The 16,498-nt window shown below is 67.9% G+C and carries 17 protein-coding genes; 9 read left to right on the forward strand and 8 right to left on the reverse strand.

Features of this window, described 5'->3' with window-relative positions; all coding sequences use genetic code 11:
* Positions 1-16 precede the first annotated feature (16 nt).
* The 5 genes from BM172_RS14610 to BM172_RS14630 are packed head-to-tail and all read right to left on the reverse strand — an operon-like array spanning position 17 to position 4,421.
* Complete coding sequence (locus tag BM172_RS14610; RefSeq protein ID WP_026635045.1) at positions 17-1,222, reverse strand: ABC transporter permease; 1,206 nt, start codon at positions 1,220-1,222, stop codon at positions 17-19.
* Positions 1,219-1,953, reverse strand: coding sequence for an ABC transporter ATP-binding protein (locus tag BM172_RS14615; RefSeq protein ID WP_026635046.1), 735 nt, complete (start codon positions 1,951-1,953; stop codon positions 1,219-1,221). The genes BM172_RS14610 and BM172_RS14615 overlap by 4 nt, the downstream gene beginning before the upstream one ends.
* Positions 1,950-3,545 carry an alpha/beta hydrolase gene (locus BM172_RS14620; RefSeq protein WP_026635047.1) on the reverse strand — a complete coding sequence of 532 codons (1,596 nt, stop codon included), beginning with the start codon at positions 3,543-3,545 and terminating at the stop codon, positions 1,950-1,952. Before BM172_RS14620 ends, BM172_RS14615 begins: the two co-directional genes overlap by 4 nt.
* Positions 3,546-3,601: 56 nt before the next feature.
* Positions 3,602-3,808 carry a helix-turn-helix transcriptional regulator gene (locus tag BM172_RS14625; protein WP_026635048.1) on the reverse strand — a complete coding sequence of 69 codons (207 nt, stop codon included), beginning with the start codon at positions 3,806-3,808 and terminating at the stop codon, positions 3,602-3,604.
* Positions 3,809-3,812: 4 nt separating this feature from the next.
* Complete coding sequence (locus tag BM172_RS14630) at positions 3,813-4,421, reverse strand: hypothetical protein (RefSeq protein WP_051548604.1); 609 nt, start codon at positions 4,419-4,421, stop codon at positions 3,813-3,815.
* A 441-nt stretch (positions 4,422-4,862) separates the two neighbouring features.
* On the opposite strand from BM172_RS14630, the gene BM172_RS14635 reads away from it, so the two are divergent.
* From BM172_RS14635 to BM172_RS14650, 4 genes are all read left to right on the forward strand, one after another.
* Positions 4,863-5,399, forward strand: a complete 537-nt coding sequence (locus BM172_RS14635) for a fimbrial protein (protein WP_026635049.1) — start codon at positions 4,863-4,865, stop codon at positions 5,397-5,399.
* A gap of 117 nt (positions 5,400-5,516) precedes the next feature.
* Entirely contained in the window at positions 5,517-6,254 is a 738-nt protein-coding gene (locus BM172_RS14640) for a fimbrial biogenesis chaperone (RefSeq protein ID WP_026635050.1), read from the forward strand.
* Positions 6,251-8,998, forward strand: coding sequence for a fimbria/pilus outer membrane usher protein (locus tag BM172_RS14645; protein ID WP_026635051.1), 2,748 nt, complete (start codon positions 6,251-6,253; stop codon positions 8,996-8,998). Before BM172_RS14640 ends, BM172_RS14645 begins: the two co-directional genes overlap by 4 nt.
* Positions 8,998-9,939 (forward strand): fimbrial protein, encoded by a 942-nt coding sequence (locus tag BM172_RS14650; RefSeq protein ID WP_026635052.1) that lies wholly within the window; start codon positions 8,998-9,000, stop codon positions 9,937-9,939. Before BM172_RS14645 ends, BM172_RS14650 begins: the two co-directional genes overlap by 1 nt.
* A 4-nt stretch (positions 9,940-9,943) precedes the next feature.
* On the opposite strand, the gene BM172_RS14655 is transcribed toward BM172_RS14650, so the two are convergent.
* Positions 9,944-10,288: a type 1 fimbrial protein gene (locus BM172_RS14655; protein WP_026635053.1), complete on the reverse strand. Its 345-nt coding sequence runs from the start codon at positions 10,286-10,288 to the stop codon at positions 9,944-9,946.
* 303 nt (positions 10,289-10,591) lie between these two features.
* On the reverse strand, positions 10,592-11,338 hold the full coding sequence (locus BM172_RS14660) for an FAD-binding oxidoreductase (protein ID WP_026635054.1): 747 nt from the start codon (positions 11,336-11,338) through the stop codon (positions 10,592-10,594).
* A 90-nt stretch (positions 11,339-11,428) separates the two neighbouring features.
* Here BM172_RS14660 and BM172_RS14665 point away from each other — a divergent pair, with 90 nt between their 5' ends.
* The 5 genes from BM172_RS14665 (at position 11,429) to BM172_RS14685 (ending at position 15,789) form a co-directional block, all read left to right on the forward strand.
* A complete protein-coding gene (locus BM172_RS14665) occupies positions 11,429-12,397 on the forward strand; it encodes an ABC transporter ATP-binding protein (protein ID WP_026635055.1) in 969 nt (322 codons plus the stop codon).
* Positions 12,394-13,170, forward strand: coding sequence for an ABC transporter permease (locus tag BM172_RS14670; RefSeq protein ID WP_026635056.1), 777 nt, complete (start codon positions 12,394-12,396; stop codon positions 13,168-13,170). The genes BM172_RS14665 and BM172_RS14670 overlap by 4 nt, the downstream gene beginning before the upstream one ends.
* Positions 13,171-13,176: 6 nt before the next feature.
* The gene (locus BM172_RS14675; protein WP_026635057.1) at positions 13,177-13,896 is read left to right on the forward strand and encodes a pseudouridine synthase; all 720 of its coding nucleotides are present in this window, start codon (positions 13,177-13,179) and stop codon (positions 13,894-13,896) included.
* Between the two features lie 91 nt (positions 13,897-13,987).
* Positions 13,988-14,302: a metalloregulator ArsR/SmtB family transcription factor gene (locus tag BM172_RS14680; RefSeq protein WP_026635058.1), complete on the forward strand. Its 315-nt coding sequence runs from the start codon at positions 13,988-13,990 to the stop codon at positions 14,300-14,302.
* Between the two features lie 83 nt (positions 14,303-14,385).
* Positions 14,386-15,789: a DUF2867 domain-containing protein gene (locus tag BM172_RS14685; protein WP_026635059.1), complete on the forward strand. Its 1,404-nt coding sequence runs from the start codon at positions 14,386-14,388 to the stop codon at positions 15,787-15,789.
* Here the strand turns inward: BM172_RS14685 and BM172_RS14690 are convergent.
* Positions 15,784-16,491 (reverse strand): c-type cytochrome, encoded by a 708-nt coding sequence (locus BM172_RS14690; protein WP_051548606.1) that lies wholly within the window; start codon positions 16,489-16,491, stop codon positions 15,784-15,786. The genes BM172_RS14685 and BM172_RS14690 overlap by 6 nt on opposite strands.
* Positions 16,492-16,498: the final 7 nt, after the last annotated feature.

The raw sequence follows: 16,498 nt of genomic DNA on the forward strand, positions 1-16,498 counted from the left end.
CCATGCAACAAACGCGTCAGCCGGAGATCGCCAACCGCTCCGAGCGATACAGATGCGCCGTGATCAGCGTGGCGACCACCGCCGCCGCGAGCGTCCCGCCCAGGCAATACAGCACCTGCTGCAGGCTGACGCCGTCACCGCGCAGCGCACCCATCACGCCCAGGTGCTGGCCCAGCAGCGGCACCGCGTACATCCACGCCTTGGCCTTGATCGGAAACACCGCCATCAGCAGGCTCGGCACGATCGGCACGAACATCAGCAACGACACGTACATCTGCGCCTCGCGGTAGCTCTTGGCGAAGGCCGCCACCAGGGTCTGCAGCGCGGCGATCAGCATCACCAGCGGCAGCATCAGCAGGAACACCGTGCCGGCGAAATGCGCGCCGAGATTCAGCTCCATGCCCAGCTTGTCCACCGGCACGAACGGCCCCAGCACCGCGAACGCCGCCAGCGTGATCAACAGGCTGATACAGGAGAAGGTGCAGATCGCGGCCAGCTTGCCGGCCAGGATCTTCCAGCGCGGCACCGGGTTGGCGAACAGCGGCTCCAGCGACTGCCGCTCGCGCTCGCCGGCGGTAAGGTCGATGGCCAGATACATGCCGCCGAGAAAGATGGTGATCACGAAGAAGTACGGCAGCATGTTGAACATCAGCACGCCGCGCGCCTGCGCCGTGGCCTGGTCGCGGCGCGCCACGCTGATCGGCCACGCGGTGCCTGGCGACAGGCCGCGCGCCACCAGGCGCATCGCGCCCTGCTGCCGCGCATAGCCTTCGACCAGCCGGCTGACGCGTTCCACCGACGTGTTGGCATCGCGCTGCGAGGAATCGAAGATCACCTCGACCTGCACCGGCTCGCCCTTGCGCCAGGACTCGGCGTAGTTGCCGCCGATGCGCACCACCACGTCGGTGTCCTGCCGGCGCACGGCCTGCTCGGGGTTGGCAATCGCCGCTTGCGGCACGATGCCGCCGGCCTTCAAGGCATCGATCAGATTCGGCGCGCGTTCGGCGCCGATCACCGGCACGTGCAGCGGCTGCTCGGCCTTGTCCAGCTCGCGGCTGAGCATGGAACCGAGCAGCAGGGCGAAGATCATCGGCCCCACCAGCGGCCCGGTGACCAGGGCCGTGATGATGGTGCGGCGATCGCGCAGGTTCTCGCGCACCTCTTTGAGGAATACGGTGAGGAAGGCGCTGGCGCGCTTCGCGTTGGCAGTGACGGCGTTCATGCGGCGAGGCCCTCCTCGCTGCCGATGATCTTCACGAAGGCGTCCTCCAGGTTCGTCTCGCCGGTCTGCTCGCGCAGCGCCTGCGGGGTTTCATCGGCCACGACGCGGCCGTGCGCGATGACTACGATGCGATCGCACAGCGCTGCGACCTCTTGCATGATGTGGCTGGAAAACAGCACGCAACGGCCTTCCGCCTTCAGTTTCAGCATGAACTGGCGCAGCGCGCGGGTGGCCATCACGTCCAGGCCGTTGGTGGGTTCGTCCAGGATCACATTGCGCGGGTCATGGATCAGCGCGCGGGCGATCGCGGTTTTCACACGCTGCCCCTGCGAGAAGCCCTCGGTACGCCGGTCGGCGATCTCTTCCATTTCCAGCGCCTTGACCAGCGCTTCGCGGCGCGACGCCAGTTCGTTCTCCGGCAGGCCGTGCAGGCGTGCGAAGTAGTCGATGTTCTCGCGCGCCGTCAGGCGCTTGTACAGGCCGCGCGCATCGGGCAGCACGCCGAGCTGGCGACGCACCGCCAGCGGATCGGCGGCGGCATCGATGCCGTCGACCAGGATCTGGCCGCGATCCGGCTTCATCAGCGTGTACAGCATGCGCAGCGTGGTGGTCTTGCCGGCGCCGTTGGGTCCGAGCAGGCCGGTGATCTGGCCGTCGCGGGCGCTGAAGCCCACGCCGTCGACGGCCTTGATCGCGCCGAATGCCTTGTGCAGGTCCTTCACCTCGATCATGGCGCGGCTCCGTTGAAATCGATGAATTGCGGGGTGGCGTGCAGGCGGTCCAGGCACTTGGCGTCGAGCTTCGCGGGCGCGAGGTCTTCGACGAAATGCTTGACCAGCTCCGGCGCGCAGCCGGCGGCGATCACGTTGTGGCCCTGGCCTTTGAGCACGAAGTGGCGGCCGTTGGCGAAGCCCTTGAGCACCTCCTCGCCATAGGCCGGCGGCGTCACCGGGTCGTACTCGCCGGAGAACAGCAGCGCGGGCTTGTCGCTCTTCACCGGCTGGTGGAAGTCGGCCGGGCGCGTGCCCTTGGGCCATACCGCGCACACCGCCTGCAAGGTGTCGAGCATGCGCGTGCCGAGCATCGAGTGCGCATCCTGCGGGCGCGGCGTGAACAGGTCGGCGTCTTCGCTGCAGATCACCGACGACTGCATGCCGCCGTTCATGGTGTCCGACAGATCGCCCGACAGCAGCTTGGCCTGGCCCAGCAGCGGACCGACGTCGCCGTGCGCAGCCGCGTCGATCGACACCGGCAGCAGCGCGGCGGTGATCGGCGAGTAGGCGAACATGCGCACCACGCTGGCCAGCGAGTATTCGCTCAGCACGCGCTGCACGGTCTGGTAGTTCTGCGGATCGCGGAAGCTGACCTGGTGCGGGTTGGCGCGCAGCGCGTCGCGCAGCTGGTACAGCGTCTGGTAGGGATCGCCGAAGCGCTCGTGGCAGGCCTTGTCGGCGACGCAGCGGGCGAACTGCAGCTTCAGCGCGCTCTCCAGGTTCTGCGCGAAGTCCTCGCCCAGCACCAGGCCGTTCGGCACCACGCCGTCGAGCACCACTGCGCGCACCGCGTCCGGATGGCGCATCAGATATTGCTGCGCCATGCGCGTGCCGTAGGAGACGCCGACCAGGTCCAGGCTCGGCACGCCGAGCGCACGGCGCAGGTCATCCAGGTCCTGCACCGCCACCGTGGTGGTGTAGTAGCGCGGGTCGGCCTTGCCGTCGAGCTGCTTGAGGCACACCTGCGCCTCGGTGCGCAGCTTCGCGGCGTCGAAGGCGACGTCCTCCAGGCCGTTGGCCTTGGTCTCGCCTTTGGCATCGCCCTTGGCGTCGGCCGGCGGCTTGCAGGTGAGCGGATTGGAGCCGCCGGTGCCGCGCTGGTCCAGCAGCAGCACGTGGCGATGCGCCAGCAGCGGCTGCAGCGCGCCGGCCACGCCGGGCCAGGTCTCGGTGGCCGCCTGGCCGGGGCCGCCGGCCAGCAGCACCACCATGTCGTCGCTGACGACCTGGGCGTTGCTGCGGATCACGCCGAACTTCAGCTTGATCTTGCGGCTGTGCGGATCGTCGCGGTTTTCCGGCACGTCAAACGGCGCGCACCAGGCAGCCGTGGTCAGGCCGCTGTTGGGCTGGCCCAGCTCGCACGGCGTGAGCGTGAGCGCACCGAGCCGCCAGGTTTCCGGCTTGGCCGGTGCAGTGGGCGTCGCCGCGGCGGCCGGCGCGGTGTCTTCCGCGGCGCCGCCGCCGCGCGGATGGAACTGGTTCCACGCCAGCGCACCCAATCCCAGCGCGACGGCGGCGATGCGCACCACGGTGCGTCCCTTGATGGCCATTGCTTGTATTCCCCTCGCTCAGGCGGCCATGCGGCCGCTTCCATCCCAGTGAATTCTCAGGTCCCCGTTGCGCCGTCCGGCTGGAAGATCGCCTCGATCGGCTGCTCGAACAGCCGCGCGATCTTGAAGGCCAGCGGCAGGCTGGGGTCGTACTTGCCGGTTTCCACGGCGTTGACTGTCTGGCGCGACACGTCCAGCCGCGTGGCCAGGTCGGCCTGCGACCAGCCGCGCTCCGCGCGCAATTCCCGCACCCGGTTCTCCATCGCGTCAGTCGCGGTAGCGGCGCTTGGCCCAGGCCAGCGTCGGGCCGTAGACCAGCATCAGTCCCGGGAACACCAGCAGCAGCACGCTGCCGTCCAGGCTGACGACCTTGGCCGCGGCGAGAAAGCCGACAGCCATGCTGACGACGGCCACGACGCCCGCGGCCAGCGCCAGGGCCTGCAGATGCAGGCGCTGCATGAACTCGTCGCTGGCAGTCACGTAGCGGAACAGGGAGAGCGCGATGGCGGCCACCGGCAGCGCGGGCGACAGAGCGATCAGCGCTCTCAGCCAGGTCGCGTCGGTGGTCTTGTGCAGCGGCCAGACGAACAACATCAGCGCGAAGTACACGGCCATGGCCGGAACGAACTCGGCGATGTAGCGGCGGTCCTCGCGGCGAATCTCGCCTTCCGCCTCGGAGCAGGCGGCAGCGCGGGACACATACGCCAGTACCAAGGTCAGCCCGACCAGCAGGGCCAGGGTCAGCGCGCGCCCACCGGTCCCGTGCAATCGAGTCATCAGCGCCATGACCACGAAATACCCGGCCATGATCAGGCTCAACAGGAGCCCCCGGCCCCAGGCCGGCCATGCCGCGATGCGCCTGGTCAGACTCTCCATCGTCCCCTCCATAACCCTCGATCCCCTGCGGTCGGACGCTTGCCATGTCAAGCAAGCTTGACAGCATGCTAGATACGGACATGGCTACTGTCAAGCATGCTTGACACGAAGGGTGTAACACCTTTATCCGGGCAATATTTTGCGAAGCCAGGCAAGCACTTGGCCCCCAAAGGTCACATTTTGACCCGGAATGACCTCGACGGATTTTTGACGTTGCTTAACGTGGCGACGGCAAATTCCGTGAGACACTTCTCAAATTCGAATGCGCACTACATCACGTTTTTTGGCATGGCTTCTGCATGAGGCCGATGCCATCGAGGCAAGCGCCGGCAGCGCGTCCCCTCGAAGACAAGACGCAGGGGGACGAGACACAAGCCCGCGTCCGCAACGCACCAACTGCCGTACCCAACCAAAAAACCCGTTAAGGACAAAGGCATACCCATGAAGAACGCTCTCGCCATCGCCCTGATCGCCGCTGTGGGCTTCGTCGCCCTGGCGCCCAATCAGGCCTCGGCCGTCGACGGCACCATCAACGTCACCGGCACCATCAACAGCTCAACCTGCAAGATCAATGGCGGCAACAGCCCGGCCACGGTCAATGTGACCCTGCCGACCGTGTCGACCACCTCGCTGACCGCCGCCGGCCAGACCGCCGGCCGCACCGCGTTCAACCTGGCCCTGAGCGGCTGCGGCGCGCTGACCAAGGCCCAGACCTACTTCGAGCCGGGTCCGACCATCATGGCCGACGGCAACCTGAAGAACTCCTCGGGCACCGCCACCGGCGTCGAAGTGCAGCTGCTCAACGGCGACTTCAGCTCGATCAACCTGGCTGGCGCCGCCGGTTCGCAGGCTTCGCAGCAGGCCACCCTGGCCAGCGGCGCCGGCACCCTGAACTACTACGCGCAGTACTTCGCGACCGCCGCCGCTGGCGCCGGCACCGTGAGCACCACCGTGCAGTTCACCATGCTGTACCAGTAAGACCCGCCCGGCTGAGGCGGTTGTTGTAAGAGGCAAGTCAGCGCCGGAGCCCTACGCGGCTCCGGCGCACTCTCCGCCGCCAGGCGGCGGAATCCAAGTTCGTTGCGAGGGAAATCCATGAGGAAGTTTGTCTGCGCCCTGGGCGCGGGCCTGCTGGCCCTGTGTCTCGGCGCTCCGGCCGCGCACGCCAATGTCCTGATCGGCGGCACCCGCGTGGTCTTCCCTGCGAAGGACGGCGAAGTCACCGTGCGCCTGACCAACGACAACGACCACCCCGTGCTGGTCGAATCGTGGATCGACCGCGGCGACGTCCATTCCACCCCCGAATCCGTCGATGTGCCGTTCCTGCTCACCCCTCCGCTGTTCCGCATGGAAGCGAAGAAGGAGCAGAGCCTGCGCATCGTCTACACGCACGAGCAGCTGCCGGCCGACCGCGAGTCGCTGTTCTGGCTCAACGTGCTCGAAGTGCCGCCCAAGCCGACCGGCCCGCAGGCCGAAGGCCAGAACCTGCTGCAGCTGGCGCTGCGCTCGCGGCTGAAGCTGTTCTACCGTCCGGCCGGCCTGCCGGGCGATCCGCTGAAGGCGCCGGCCCAGCTGACCTGGAAGGTCGATGCCGACGGCAAGGCGCTGGTGGCGCACAACCCCACGCCGTTCCACGTCACCATTTCCGAGATCAGCGTCAGCGCCGGCGGCAAGTCGGTGGCGGTGGATCTGGGCATGGTCGCGCCGCTGTCGGACCTGCGCCTGGCGCTGCATGACGGCGCGCCGAAGCCGGCCGCCGGCAGCGTGGTGAAGTTCACCGCGATCAACGATTTCGGCGCCGCCGACAGCTTCACGGGCGCCGTCGCGCCGTGATCCTTTCGCGCGCCAGCTACGGCGACCGCACCGGCGGCCACCGCAGCCGGCGCGCGTTGCTGTGCCTGGCGATCGCCGGCGTGCTGGGCAGCTGGCATGCCGCCGCGGCCGCCGTCGATGCCTCGGCTGCGGCGGCGCCGGGCGGCGCTTCCGCCTCCGCCGCGGTCGACGCCAGCTTCGACCGCAACCTGCTCTCCGGCGCGGGCCGCAACACCGGCGACATCAGCCGCTTCGAGCGCGGCCCGATGATCGTGCCGGGCACGTACCGCACCGACCTGTTCCTCAACGGCGCCTGGGTCGGCCGCAGCGACGTACGCTTCGCCGCGCCCAAGCCCGACGCCAGCGCGATGCCCTGCCTGAGCCGCGCACTGTTCGACCAGCTCGGCCTGCCGCTGCAGAAGCTTTCCGCCGAGCAGCAGGCGCAGCTGGCCACCGACGGCTGCGTGGACATCGGCACGCTGATCCCCAGCGCCGCGATGACCTTCGACCAGCCCAACCTGCGCCTGGACGTGAGCATCCCGCAGGCCTGGCTGGGCACGCGGGCGCGCGGCTACGTCAGTCCGGAAAACTGGGACCGCGGCGTCGACGCGGCCCTGCTCAACTACAACTTCAACAGTTACCGCAGCAGCAGCCGCGGCGTCAGCCAGACCTCGTCCTTCCTCGGCCTCAACGCCGGCCTGAATCTGGGCGGCTGGCAGCTGCGCCATGACTCGACCCTGCTGATGCAGTCCGGCTCCGCCGGCCTGCCCTCGCGCCGCCAATGGCAGAACCTGGACACCTACCTGCGCCGCGACCTGCCCGCCTGGCGCGCGCAAATGGTGATCGGCGATTCGTATACCGGCGGGGAGCTGTTCGACAGCGTGAGCCTGCGCGGCGTGCGCATCGCCACCGACGACCGCATGCTGCCGGACTCGATGCGCGGCTACGCGCCGACCGTGCGCGGCGTGGCGGAGACCAATGCCAGGATCACCGTGCGCCAGAACGGCGTGGTGCTGTACGAAACCACCGTCGCGCCGGGCCCGTTCACCATCTCTGACCTGTACGCCACCGGCTACGGCGGCGACCTCAACGTGACGGTGACCGAGGCCGACGGCCGCGTACGCACTTTCGCCGTGCCGTATGCCTCGGTGCCGCAGCTGATGCGCCCGGGCGTCACGCGCTTCTCGGTGGCTGCCGGCGAACTGCACGATGCCTCGATCCACGCGCATCCGGCGCTGGCCCAGGCCACCATCCAGCGCGGCTTCACCAACCTGCTCACCGGCTATGCCGGCATCGTGGCCTCCAGCGGCTACGGCGCGGCCCTGCTCGGCGGCGCGCTCAACACGCGCTATGGCGCGTTCGCCATGGACATCACCACGGCGCACGCCGAGATCCCCGGCCAGAGCGCGCAGAACGGCCAGAGCGTGCGCCTGAGCTACAGCAAGATCCTGCCGGAGAGCGACACCTCGTTCTCGCTGGCCACCTACCGCTATTCCACCAGCGGCTACCTCGGCCTGCGCGATGCGATGCTGGCGCGCGACATCGCGCGCGGCTACCGCTACGTCGATCCCACCACGGTCAGCACCATCGACGGCGTCACCGTGGGCAACCTGCTGACGCCGGAGCAGCGCAAGGCGCTGTCGGGCGACACCAGTAACAATTTCAGCGCCTACAGCAGCCAGCTCGACCGCCAGCGCAGCCGCTTCGACGTCAACGTCAGCCAGCGCCTGGGCCAGCACGGCGGCTCGCTGTACGTCACCGGCTCCGCTGCCGACTACTGGAACCGCCAGGGCACCGACGTGCAGTTCCAGCTGGGCTACAGCAACACCTTCCGCCGCATCAGCTACAACTTGTCGGCCACGCGCCTGCGCGACAGCAGCGGCCGCTACAGCAACCAGTATTTCGCCAGCTTCACCCTGCCGCTGGGCGACAGCCTGCACGCGCCGATGTTCGGCGCCAGCCTCAACCGCGACAGCAGCGGCCGCATGGTGGAACAGGCCACGCTGAGCGGCACGGCTGGTCAGGACAGCCAGTTCAGCTACGGCGCCACCGCCTCGCACGACCACGGCGGCGGCAGCACCGACACCGGTAGCTCCGGCACGGTGTACGGCGGCTATCGCGCGCCGTATGCGCAGTTCAACGCCAGCTACGGCAGCGGCAAGGGTTATTCGCAGGGCTCGGTGAGCGTCGCCGGCTCGATCGTGGCGCACTCCGGCGGCGTGGTGTTCGGCCAGCCGATGGGCGACACCGTGGCGATCGTGGCCGCGCCGGACGCGGCCGGCGCACGCGTGATCAATGCCTCCGGCGTGCGCATCAATCGCGGCGGCTACGCGCTGGTGCCGTACCTGACGCCGTACAACCTCAACACCGTGCAGATCGATCCGCGCGGCCTGCCGCTGTCGGTGCAGCTGGACAGCACCAGCAGCCAGGTCGCCCCGCACGCCGGCGCCGTGGTGCTGGTGCATTTCAAGACCAGCAGCGGCCGCTCGATGATCGTCCGCTTGCGCCAGAGCGACGGCAAGCCGGTGCCGTTCGGCGCCGAGGTGGTCGACGAGCAGGCGCGCAGCGTGGGCGTGGTGGGCCAGGCCGGACGCATCCTGGTGCGCGGCGCGAACGAGAGCGGTCGGCTGACCGTGCAGTGGACCGTCGGCGACGAGCAGCCGGTGCGCTGCAGCTTCCCCTATCAGTTGCCGGCGGCCGCCAAGGGCCGCGGCGACGCCTACGAACAGATCGAGGCGACCTGCGCGCCGGGAGGCAAGTCGTGATGCGCCGGGTTCTGCTGTTGCTGGTCACGCTCGTGCTGGGGTTGCCGCTTGCGGTGCAGGCCAGGTGCAATTTCACTAGCGGCAGCACGGCGAACGTCAACATCTCGTTCGGCGCGTCGACCATCGTGATCGATCCCAACCTGCCGGTGGGTGCGGTGCTGGCGACGTCAGCCCAGTTCACGCCTTCGCCGGTCTCGCAGATTTCGTGCACCAACACCACCACGATCGGCGTGCAGAACGTGGCCGGCAGCCAGCCGTCGTCGGGCTCGGTGATCTTCCCCACCGGCGTGGCCGGCATCGGCTACCGGGTGACCCATCCCGATACCTCCAACTACCTGGTGGCTTATCCGGGCGATTCGATCGCCTCGGGCAGCTACCAGATGTCGGTGACTTCGGGCCTGGAGTTCGTCAAGACCGGCACCATCGCCAATGGCGCGACGGTCAACAGCGGCACCATGGGCTATTGGCGGTATGACAGCCAGACCAATACGCGCATGGAGAACTTCAATCTCAGCACGACGCTGACCTTCGTCTACCCCTCGTGCTCGGTGAATACCAGCACGATCAACGTGGTCCTGCCGACGGTGTCCAACACGGCGTTCAACGGCGTGGGCACGGTCGCCGGTGCGACGGTGGTGCCGATCTCGCTGCAGTGCGCCTCGGGCAGCCAGCTCTATATCGAGTTCGACACGGCCAACCCGGTCAGCGGCGCCACCGGCGTGATCGCACCGGCGACGGGCACGGGGCGGGCCAAGAACGTCGGCGTGCAGCTGATCAACCAGGCCTTCACCCCGGTGACCTTCGGTACGCCGGCCCTGGTGGGCGCCACGCCGAACGGCCCGTTGAACCTCACCTACTACGCGCGCTACTACCAGACCGCCACGCCGGTAGCGGCGGGCACGGTGAGCGCGACGGCGACCTTCACCCTGTCGTACCAGTGACGCTTCAGTCGTAGGTCTGCGTGACCAGTTTCGGCTGCGCGCTCAAGTATTGGGCCAAATAGACGATTAAGGGGTCTGAGGCGAGCGGCGTACCGATGGTGTCGCTCACCGACAGCGCGTAAGACTGCGCACGCTGGCCGGGGCTGGCACTGACGCTCTCGGAGCAGCGGTAGCGAACCGGCGCCGGCGCGCCCCGCGCATCATCGATGCGTTGAGCCCCCACCGAGCACGTCGGCTCGACGATCGCTCCGGAAAACACGATCGTCCCGCCATCGGCCATCGCCGCGGCCGGCACCAGGGCCATCGCGACCAGGCCAGCCACCCGCATCTTGCGTATCCAGATCCGCATTCCGACCTCCTCCGCGCCCCTCGAAACGGATGGGCGCTTTTCCGGTCTGTCGGCTGTCGGAGACCGGGCTTTAATCCGAAAACTGTTGCGGCTTCGGATTTGTGATGTGCATCACAATGCGGGGGCGTATGTCGTAAGACCTATGGCGATAAGTCTTAGGTAAATCAGAGATTTGTGATTATTTCGTTCGACCGGAGTGCGGAATGGCCGGTAGTGGGCGGTGCATGCAGGACTTTTTCAAAGCGGGCAAAACTGCCCGCTCAAGACGGCTTCCCGGATGAATCGGCCGGCCGGCCGGAAACTTCAGCGCGAGGAGATGTACTTCTCGCGGCGGATCTGCGGCACCGGCAGGCCGTATTCCTTCAGCGCATTGAAGGCGCCGTCGACCATGTTGGGGTTGCCGCACAGGTAGGCGATATCGCGGTCGGCGCTGGGCGACAGCTCCGCCAGCACGCCCTGTACATGGCCGCTGCGGTCGTTCGGGCGCGGTTCGGCGCGCGCCTGGCGGCTGAGGCAGGCGTGGAAGGAGAAGCCGGGGTTTTCGCGTTCGAAGGCCTCGAACTCGGCGCCGTACAGCAGCTCGGTCTCGTTGCGTGCGCCGTACAGCAGCGCCACTTCGCGCCCGCCCTGGGCCAGCAGCTCGCGCAGCAGCGGCAGCATGGCGCGATACGGCGTGACGCCGGTGCCGGTGGCCAGCAGCAGGTAGCGCGGATGCGCGTCGCCCGGCTGCAGGCAGAAGCGGCCGTAGGGACCGCTGGCTTCGATGGTCTGGCCCGCTTCGAGGCTGCCCAGCAGCTTGGTGGCGGCGCCGCCGTCCACGTAGCTCACCGCGATCTCGATGCGCTGCGCGGGCGAGCGGCCGTCGCCGACGGTGGCGACCGAATAGCTGCGCTTGGTCGGCGTGCCGTCGTCGTAGTGGAAATGCACCTGCAGGAACTGCCCGGGAACAAAGGCGAGCGCCTGTCCGTCGGCGCGCTCGAACACCAAGTGGCGCACCGTGGGCGCGAGCATGTAGCTGTCGACGAGGCGGAGGGTGAAATGATCGGCCATGGGAATCCGGAAACAGTGAGTGCGCCCCGCGGAACCGGCCGGCGGGAACCAGCCCGCTATAATAGGAGGCTGGCCCCTTCGGTGCAGCCCATGCCCACCCAGCCATCCTCATCCGCTCCCGCTCTCGTCGTCGACAACCTGCGCAAGACCTACGCCAACGGGGTGGAGGCCCTCAAGGGCGTCAGCCTGACCGTGGAACCGGGCGACTTCTTCGCCCTGCTCGGCCCCAACGGCGCCGGCAAGTCCACCCTGATCGGCATCCTGTCCTCGCTGGTCAACGCCAGCGGCGGCGACGCGCGCATCTTCGGCGTCTCGGTCAACCGGCAGCGCGGCGACGCCATGCAGCTGATCGGCCTGGTGCCGCAGGAAATCAACTTCAACCTGTTCGAGAAGCCGTTCGACATCTGCGTCAACGAGGCCGGCTTCTACGGCATCCCGCGGCGCATCGCCACCGAGCGCGCCGAGAAATACCTGCGCGAGCTGCGCCTGTGGGACAAGGCCCAGGACCAGGCGCGCACGCTGTCCGGCGGCATGAAGCGCCGCCTGATGATCGCCCGCGCCATGATGAACGAGCCCAAGCTGCTGATCCTCGACGAGCCCACCGCGGGCGTCGACATCGAGATCCGCCGCTCGATGTGGCAGTTCGTCAGCGGCATCAACGCGGCCGGCACCACGGTGATCCTCACCACGCATTACCTGGAGGAAGCCGAGCAGCTGTGCCGCAACATCGCCATCATCGACCGCGGCACCATCGTGGAAAACACCACGATGAAGCGCCTGCTGGCGACGCTGGATTCGGAAACCTTCGTGCTCGACATCGCCGGGGCGCCCGGCGAACTGCCCGCCCTGCCCGGCGTCAACCTGCGCCGCGTGGACGACCACACGCTGGAAGCGGAGATGTCGCGCGCCCACGATCTCAATTCCATGTTCACCGCGCTGTCCTCGCACGGCGTCACCGTCACCTCGATGCGCAACAAGACCAATCGCCTGGAAGAGCTCTTCGTCCGCCTGGTGGAACAGGGCCGCAACGCCAAGTCCGCGCAGGAGCAGGCCGCATGAACGCCTCCGGCAATCTCGTCGCGCTGGGCACCATCGTCCGCCGCGAAATCGTGCGCATCCTGCGCATCTGGACGCAGACGCTGATCCCGCCCGCGATCACCATGACGCTGTACTTCGTGATCTTCGGCAAGCTGATCGGCAGCCGCATCGGCACCATCGAAGGCGGCTTCAGCTACATGCAGTACATCGTGCCGGGCCTGGTGATGATGAGCATCATCACCAACAGCTACGGCAACATCTCCAGCTCGTTCTTCGGCGCCAAGTTCAGCCGCGCGGTGGAGGAGATGCTGGTATCGCCGATGCCGAACTGGGTGATCCTGCTCGGGTACGTCACCGGCGCGGTGACGCGCGGCATGATCGTCGGCGCGCTGGTGCTGGTGATCGCGCTGTTCTTCACCCACCTGCAGGTGGCGCATCCGCTGATTACCTTCGCCTCGGTGCTGCTGGGCGCGACGATCTTCTCGCTGGCCGGTTTCGTCAATGCGGTGTATGCGAAGAAGTTCGACGACATCGCGCTGGTGCCGACCTTCGTGCTTACCCCGCTCACCTATCTCGGCGGCGTGTTCTATTCGGTGAACATGCTGGCCGAGCCGTGGCAGAGCATCTCGCGGGTCAATCCGATTCTGTACATGGTCAACGCGTTCCGCTTCGGCGTGCTGGGCGTGAGCGACGTGAATGTCGCCGGCGCCTTCGTGGTGATGCTGCTGTTCGTGGCGGGGCTGTCGGCGGTGGCGCTGCACCTGCTCAAGCGCGGCGTCGGCCTGCGTTCGTAATCGAACATGCGCGTCAACAAGTACATCAGCGAGGCCGGCCTGTGCTCCCGCCGCGAGGCGGACGAGCTGCTGCTGGCCGGGCGCGTCACCATCAACGGCGAGGTGGTCAGCACCGGCGCCAAGGCGCTGGAAGGCGACGAAGTGCGCGTGGACGGCGAGATCGTCAAGGCGCGCGTCCTGGCCTCCACGCCGGCGGCTAAGCGTGCCATCTATATCGCGTTGAACAAGCCGGTGGGCATCACCTGCACCACCGACCGGACCGTCTCCGGCAACATCGTCGACTTCGTCGACCACCAGCAGCGCGTGTTTCCGATCGGCCGGCTGGACAAGGATTCGGAAGGCCTGATCCTGCTCACCAGCAACGGCGACATCGTCAACGAAATCCTGCGCGTCGAGAACGATCACGAGAAGGAATACCTGGTGGCGGTGAACAAGCCCGTCACCGACGCCTTCCTCGCCGGCATGGCCAGGGGCGTACGCATCCATGGGCAGCTGACCAAGCCCTGCCGCACGCGCAAGATCGCCAAGTTCGGCTTTGCCATCGTGCTGACCCAGGGCCTCAACCGGCAGATCCGCCTGATGGCCGCCGAGTTCGGCTACCGCGTCACCCAGCTGCGCCGCGTGCGCATCATCAACGTGAAGCTGGGGCACCTGAAGCCGGGGCAATGGCGCAACCTGACCGAGGCGGAACTGAAGGGCCTGCTGCCCAACCGCACGCAGTGGTGACGGCGCGCCCCTGAGGGCGCGCGACCGGCGCTTGACGCGGTGCCAACCCACGGCTATATATTTAGCAACTTCGTTAATTGCTTAAGAGCTGATGGCCGTCGACTCGTTCTTCGAAGCCCTGGCATCCCGCCCCCGCCGCGAAATCCTGGCCTATCTGTCCGCCCAGGAGCTGACCGCGGGCGAGATCGCCAGCCGCTTCGCGATGAGCGCGCCGGCCATTTCGCGCCACCTGTCCGTGCTGGAAGGCGCGGGGCTGGTGAGCAGCGAGCGGCGCGGCCAGTACGTGGTGTACCGGCTCAACAAGGACAACCTGGTGAATACCCTCACCGGGTTCGCCTTCGAGATCTGTCCCAAGGCCGGGCCGCTCAAGCGCGAATCGCGCCGTCTCGCACGCAAGGAAAGCTGACGCGGCGAAAGCGGCGACCAGGGGAATTCAATCGAGCTGTTCGTACCGGTGGTGCCAGGCGCACCGCCACGGAGGAGTGCGTCATGGCGAATCAGACACGCAGCACCGGCAGTTTTCCGCACGCGGCGATCCCTTCCCCGCATGGCGGCCTGCCGGTGGAAGTCACGCTGATTGCCCAGCTCGGACACGGCGTCGGCGACCAGATGCACGCCGGCGCCTCGGCGCTGCAACGCGCGCATCCGGCCTTTATCGATGCGCTGGACGAGCCTTCCACCCGGCTGGGCGGCACCGATCTCGCCAAAGGCGACGCCACGGCGCTGTACACCTTCGCGGTGGGCGCCAAGGGGCATCCGTTCCATCGGCACGCCGGGCATCGCGTGTTTACCGCGGTCTCCGGCAGCAGCGGCGCGCAGTTGCGCTTCTCCACCGCGACGGTCGCGCAGCTGGCCGACGACCCGGCGCATTTCGCGCGCCACCTGCACTACGTGAACATCGCGCCGGATTGTTTGTTCACCGTGCGCTTCAACGGTGCGACCTGGCACCAGTTCGCGCCGCTCGATGCCGCGCATCCGGCGCTGTTCGCCATCTCCTGCCATACCAACGAACTCGGCGGCGAGCTGGACGAGGCGCTGCGCACGCAGGTGCTCGCGGGCGAGGCCTCGATTCCTGCGCTGACTGAAACGCTGCCTGATGCGGTCATGCAATGGCTGGCCGCCAACCCGCCCGCAGCGGACGACGTGCCAACCATCGCACTCGCGCTGGATGCCGCGCCCGGTTCGCTGCAAAGCCGCTTGTGCCGCTTTGCTCGCGGCATGCTCGGCCGTCTGCGCGCCCTGTGCGCCACCTGCCGCCGCGCCGGCGGATTCCTGTGGGAATCGCCAGGCCGCCTGCCGGTGCAGGCGATCGAGCCGCCGGCGGATTCCCTGTTGCGCGCTCAACTGGAGCACACGCACCAGCACGAGGACATGGTCCGCATCCGGTTGCACGACCCGGCCCTGGCCAGGATCGGCGCACCGCGCCTGCTCGCCGACCTGCTCGACGGCTTCCTGCGCAACCCGCCGTCGAGCGTGTCGCGCATGATGGCCATGCGCAACACGCTGGTGCGGCCGCTGGGCTTGCGCACCTCGACGCTGGGCTGCCCCGTGTCCTCGCTGCTCTCGCACCGGGCCAGCGAGACCTTCGACGGCCGCTTCCCAGTGCTCGCACAGGCGGCGGACGCGCGGCATGCGCAGGTGATCCTCGGCGCCGACGACAAGCATCTGCGCTTCCGCTCCTGCGTGGCCGTGCGCATCGTCGATGGCGTCGGCATCGAGCTCAGCCTCGGCACCCGCGTGCACTGCAAGAACCTGTTCGGGCACATCTACATCGCGCTGATCGAGCGCGTGCACCGGCACCACGTCAGTCCGGCGATGCTGCGCCTCGCTGCGGAACATGCGTTCATGCGCAAGGCGGCGCACAGCATGCCGCTGCGCGTGTTGCCGCTATAGCGATTGAATGTAGGCGGCGAGCGCCTGGATATCGGCCTCGTCGAGGTTCTGCGCCACGCCCTGCATCACCTTGCCGTTGCTGACGCCGACGCGCTTGCCATGGTGGTAATCGCCCAATTCCTGGCCGATATAGAACGCCGACTGGCCCGCCAGGCGCGGAAAGGTGTGCCACGCCGTATCTGGTGCGCCCTGCCACGCACTCGTCGGCCCCTGCCCCGCCGGACCATGACAACCCTGGCACGGCGGCACGCCCTTGGCCGGATCGCCGGCATGGAACAACTGCGCGCCGCGCGAGGCGGCATCCGGCATGCCCGCCGGCTTGGCCGGCAAGGCGGCGAAATGCGCCGCGAGGTTGCGCATGTCCTGGTCGCTCAAGGCCGCGGCCTGCCCGGTCATGACCGGATCGCTGCGCTGGCCGTCCTTGAAAGCCTTCAGTTGCAGATAGAGATACGTCGCCGATTGGCCCGCCAGGTTCGGGAAGTTCGGCGCGATGGCGATGCCTTGCGGGCCATGGCAGGCGCCGCACACCGCGGCCTTGGCGGCTCCGGCGTTCGCATCGCCGTGGATCGGCGGCTGCGCACGCACATCGAGCATCGGCGCGGGTTTCGGCGCCGCGCTGGCCGCCGGTGCCGGCGCATCCTGTGCGACAGCGGCGCACGACAGCGCCAGCGCGAAGGCCGCAAGCGAAAGTTGGCGGATCATCGCGGCC

It is taken from the genome of Dyella marensis, assembly GCF_900112865.1.
GTDB classification, from domain to species: Bacteria; Pseudomonadota; Gammaproteobacteria; order Xanthomonadales; family Rhodanobacteraceae; genus Dyella_D; species Dyella_D marensis_A.

What these genes read in the sequence shown, in the direction of transcription:
- BM172_RS14610 (WP_026635045.1), bottom strand. Translation starts at nt 1,222, where the DNA reads ATGAACGCCGTCACTGCCAACGCGAAGCGCGCCAGCGCCTTCCTCACC.
- BM172_RS14615 (WP_026635046.1), bottom strand. Translation starts at nt 1,953, where the DNA reads ATGATCGAGGTGAAGGACCTGCACAAGGCATTCGGCGCGATCAAGGCC.
- BM172_RS14620 (WP_026635047.1), bottom strand. Translation starts at nt 3,545, where the DNA reads ATGGCCATCAAGGGACGCACCGTGGTGCGCATCGCCGCCGTCGCGCTG.
- BM172_RS14625 (WP_026635048.1), bottom strand. Translation starts at nt 3,808, where the DNA reads ATGGAGAACCGGGTGCGGGAATTGCGCGCGGAGCGCGGCTGGTCGCAG.
- BM172_RS14630 (WP_051548604.1), bottom strand. Translation starts at nt 4,421, where the DNA reads ATGGAGAGTCTGACCAGGCGCATCGCGGCATGGCCGGCCTGGGGCCGG.
- BM172_RS14635 (WP_026635049.1), top strand. Translation starts at nt 4,863, where the DNA reads ATGAAGAACGCTCTCGCCATCGCCCTGATCGCCGCTGTGGGCTTCGTC.
- BM172_RS14640 (WP_026635050.1), top strand. Translation starts at nt 5,517, where the DNA reads ATGAGGAAGTTTGTCTGCGCCCTGGGCGCGGGCCTGCTGGCCCTGTGT.
- BM172_RS14650 (WP_026635052.1), top strand. Translation starts at nt 8,998, where the DNA reads ATGCGCCGGGTTCTGCTGTTGCTGGTCACGCTCGTGCTGGGGTTGCCG.
- BM172_RS14655 (WP_026635053.1), bottom strand. Translation starts at nt 10,288, where the DNA reads ATGCGGATCTGGATACGCAAGATGCGGGTGGCTGGCCTGGTCGCGATG.
- BM172_RS14660 (WP_026635054.1), bottom strand. Translation starts at nt 11,338, where the DNA reads ATGGCCGATCATTTCACCCTCCGCCTCGTCGACAGCTACATGCTCGCG.
- BM172_RS14665 (WP_026635055.1), top strand. Translation starts at nt 11,429, where the DNA reads ATGCCCACCCAGCCATCCTCATCCGCTCCCGCTCTCGTCGTCGACAAC.
- BM172_RS14670 (WP_026635056.1), top strand. Translation starts at nt 12,394, where the DNA reads ATGAACGCCTCCGGCAATCTCGTCGCGCTGGGCACCATCGTCCGCCGC.
- BM172_RS14675 (WP_026635057.1), top strand. Translation starts at nt 13,177, where the DNA reads ATGCGCGTCAACAAGTACATCAGCGAGGCCGGCCTGTGCTCCCGCCGC.
- BM172_RS14680 (WP_026635058.1), top strand. Translation starts at nt 13,988, where the DNA reads ATGGCCGTCGACTCGTTCTTCGAAGCCCTGGCATCCCGCCCCCGCCGC.
- BM172_RS14685 (WP_026635059.1), top strand. Translation starts at nt 14,386, where the DNA reads ATGGCGAATCAGACACGCAGCACCGGCAGTTTTCCGCACGCGGCGATC.
- BM172_RS14690 (WP_051548606.1), bottom strand. Translation starts at nt 16,491, where the DNA reads ATGATCCGCCAACTTTCGCTTGCGGCCTTCGCGCTGGCGCTGTCGTGC.